The organism is Robiginitalea sp. (genome assembly GCF_049588695.1).
In the GTDB taxonomy this organism is placed as follows: domain Bacteria; phylum Bacteroidota; class Bacteroidia; order Flavobacteriales; family Flavobacteriaceae; genus Robiginitalea.
Genome location: NZ_JBAVZJ010000121.1, coordinates 1 through 3,092, shown reverse-complemented (window position 1 = coordinate 3,092; position 3,092 = coordinate 1). Strand labels below are relative to the sequence as shown.

2 protein-coding genes are annotated in these 3,092 nt (G+C 45.3%); both read right to left on the bottom strand.

Translation table 11 applies throughout. The features are described 5' to 3' along the window. A partial coding sequence (locus WBV75_RS02755; RefSeq protein ID WP_424119129.1) for an efflux RND transporter permease subunit occupies positions 1 to 2,379 on the bottom strand: 2,379 nt, incomplete at its 3' end. 132 nt (positions 2,380 to 2,511) lie between these two features. Beyond that, positions 2,512 to 3,066: a ribosome recycling factor gene (frr, locus tag WBV75_RS02750; RefSeq protein WP_424119128.1), complete on the bottom strand. Its 555-nt coding sequence runs from the start codon at positions 3,064 to 3,066 to the stop codon at positions 2,512 to 2,514. Positions 3,067 to 3,092 lie beyond the last annotated feature (26 nt).

Here is a 3,092-nt window from a genome sequence, read left to right as displayed (position 1 = left end):
TCCATCGCCGGTGAGAATGTCAATTTGAGGCTCTTTGAGCGTCTTCCTGTTTGCGATACTTTTTTCCAGGGAGAGCAGGAGGGAAGGCAAAAGGATAAGGTTCGCCAGCATCGCAAAAAGTAAGGTCGTGGAAACCAGAGCACCCAGAGCCACTGTGCCACCGAAACTCGAAATAATAAATACGGAGAAACCGAAAAACAGCACTATAGAAGTGTAAAACATACTCACCCCGGTTTCCCTTAATGAGGCATATACGGACTTTTGAATACGCCACCCGTGCGCGGCCAACTCCTGCCTGTATTTGGCAAGAAAGTGGATTGTATCATCCACCGAAATCCCAAACGCTATACTAAAGACCAGTATGGTGGAGGGCTTGATGGGGACCCCAACGAAGCCCATAATTCCCGCTGTAATAATTAAGGGGAGTATGTTCGGGATCAGGGAGATCAATATCATACGGAATGAACGGAAGAGGTAGGCGATAAACAGGGCAATTAACAAAATAGCAAGCCCAAGTGACATCAATAGGTTCCGAACCAGGTACTTGGTTCCTTTCAGAAATAACAAAGCCTTACCCGTAAGGAACACACTATACCTCTCTGAAGGGAATATTTTTGCTATCTCATCCAGTAATCCTTGTTCGATCGCTTCCATCCGATCCGTTTTGACATCCCGCATATAGGTAGTCATCCGCCCTATCTGGCCTGTAGAGTCCACAAAACTCTTAAGCAGGTTGCCATTATCCTTAGATTTACGGGCGATATTCAAAATAAAATTACTTTCCTGGGAGGTCGGTAGCTGATAGTATTTCGGGATTCCATTGTAAAATGCCTGCTTGGAATATTTTACCAGATTTACCGCAGAGATCGGGCGGGAGAGATCCGGGTTTTCTTCAATATAGGCATCCAGCTGGTCCATTCGCCTGAGCGTTGCCGGTTTCATCACTCCGTTGTTCTGGTTGGTGTTTATCACAATTTCAACCGGCATAATCCCGTCAAATTCAGATTCGAAAAATCGGATATCGTTTACAAATCCACTTTTCTTGGGCATATCTTCAATGGGACTGCCTGAAATCTCGATTTGATAGATCCCTATAACACTGGCAACCAACAAAGCTATCGAGACAAAATACACCGCGATCCGATGATGACGCACGATCCGTTCCATCCAGTTGACAAACCCATCGATCCACTTTTTATTCAAGTGTTTAAGGTGTTTTGTTTTAGGCAGGGGCATAAAACTATACACGATGGGAATGATCAGCAGGGAGAGGATAAAAATCCCCAGGATGTTCAGGGAGGCTACAATCCCGAACTCGGTCAGGAGTTTACTGTCCGTGATAATAAAAGTGGCAAAACCCGCAGCGGTGGTTACATTGGTCATCAGGGTGGCATTCCCGATTTTCGTGATGACACGTTGCAGGGATTTGGCCTGGTTTCCGTGTTTTTTTACTTCCTGCTGATACTTATTGATTAGAAAAATACAGTTGGGAATCCCGATTACAATAATAACCGGAGGGATGAGGGCCGTGAGTACGGTTATCTCATACCTCAACAACCCCAGGGTGCCGAAAGCCCACATAACCCCAATAATTACAACGCATATGGAGATAAATGTCGCCCGGAAGGAACGAAAAAAGAAAAAGAAAATCAGGGAGGTGACCCCCAAAGCCGCCAGGATAAATTTTCCAATTTCATCTATGATGTTTTGCGCATTCATCGTCCGGATATAGGGCATCCCGGAAACACGGACGTCTAAACCACTTTCACTTTCAAAATTGGAGATCAGGGTATTGAGATCCCCCAGTACAAAGTCTTTACGTACAGAGGTGTTGATCAGGTCTTTGTCCAGATACACTACCGTGCGAATGGTTTTGGTTTCTTTGTTGAATAGCAGTTTATCGTAGAACGGCAGGTCTTCGAACAAAAAGGTCGTCAGGCTATCTAATTTTGTCTTGTTGACGATACTGTCGGTAGCCATCCAAGGTTTAAGGATAAACTCGTCTTTTTCCTTGTCCCTCAGGAGGAGTTGCAGATTCTCCGTGGAGAGTACAAAGTCTACTTCAGGGAAGGCTTCAAGCTGGCGACTGAGGATATTCCATTGGTTAAAAATTTCAGGTTCTCCCATCGATGGATCCTGAACAGCGATAACAATGGTGTTGCCTTCATCACCAAACTGAGAAAGGAACTGCTGGTACTGTACGTTTTCGGGATGTGCATCAGGTAGCAGGTTCGCCTCTGAGGTGCTAAATCGCATATACTCCCATTGCGTTGAGAGCCCTATGGTGACAGCGACGATCAATAGGAGAATCAGAATTCGGTTTCTCAGGATAATCCGTGCGGTTTTGTCCCAAAATCCCTGTGTAAGTTTCGCTACCATGTTTTCTATTCGGGGACTAAGTTAGAAAATGATCCCCACTGTGCCCAATAAACACCTCCGGCAAGGGCATACAACTTATCTCAGCTTTTTAATCAGATTGGCAGGGCGCCTGTGGAAGTATCGGGCACCCGATTAAATCTTCATGATTTCGGCTTCCTTCACCTCGAGGATCCCGTCTACTTTGTTTGAGAATTCATCGGTAAGTTCCTGAATATCGATTTCAGCATTTTTCTCCAAATCCTCTGAAATATCAAGAGCTTTAACTTCCTTATTGGCCTCCTGACGGGCACTGCGGATACTTACTTTCGCGTCTTCAGCTTCAGCCTTCGCCTGTTTGACGAGTTGTTTCCTCCGCTCTTCTGTAAGGGGAGGAACGTTGATAATGACCATCTCCCCATTATTCATCGGATTAAAACCGAGGTTTGCATTCATGATAGCGGTTTCAATCTGGGGGATCATCTGTTTTTCCCAGGGCTGTACGGAAAGGGTGCGACCGTCAGGGGTGTTGATGTTCGACATTTGAGACAGGGGAGTCATATTGCCATAATATTCTACCATTACAGAGGAGAGCATAGATGGGCTGGCTTTCCCCGCCCGGATCTTTACCAACTCCTTTTCAAGATGGGAAATGGCGCCTTGCATACTCTCTTTTGTGGAATCCAGAATAAAAGTAACTTCTTCGTTCATAGGTCTGTAATTATAAGGAATTTAGG

What these genes read in the sequence shown, in the direction of transcription:
- frr (WP_424119128.1), bottom strand. Translation starts at nt 3,066, where the DNA reads ATGAACGAAGAAGTTACTTTTATTCTGGATTCCACAAAAGAGAGTATG.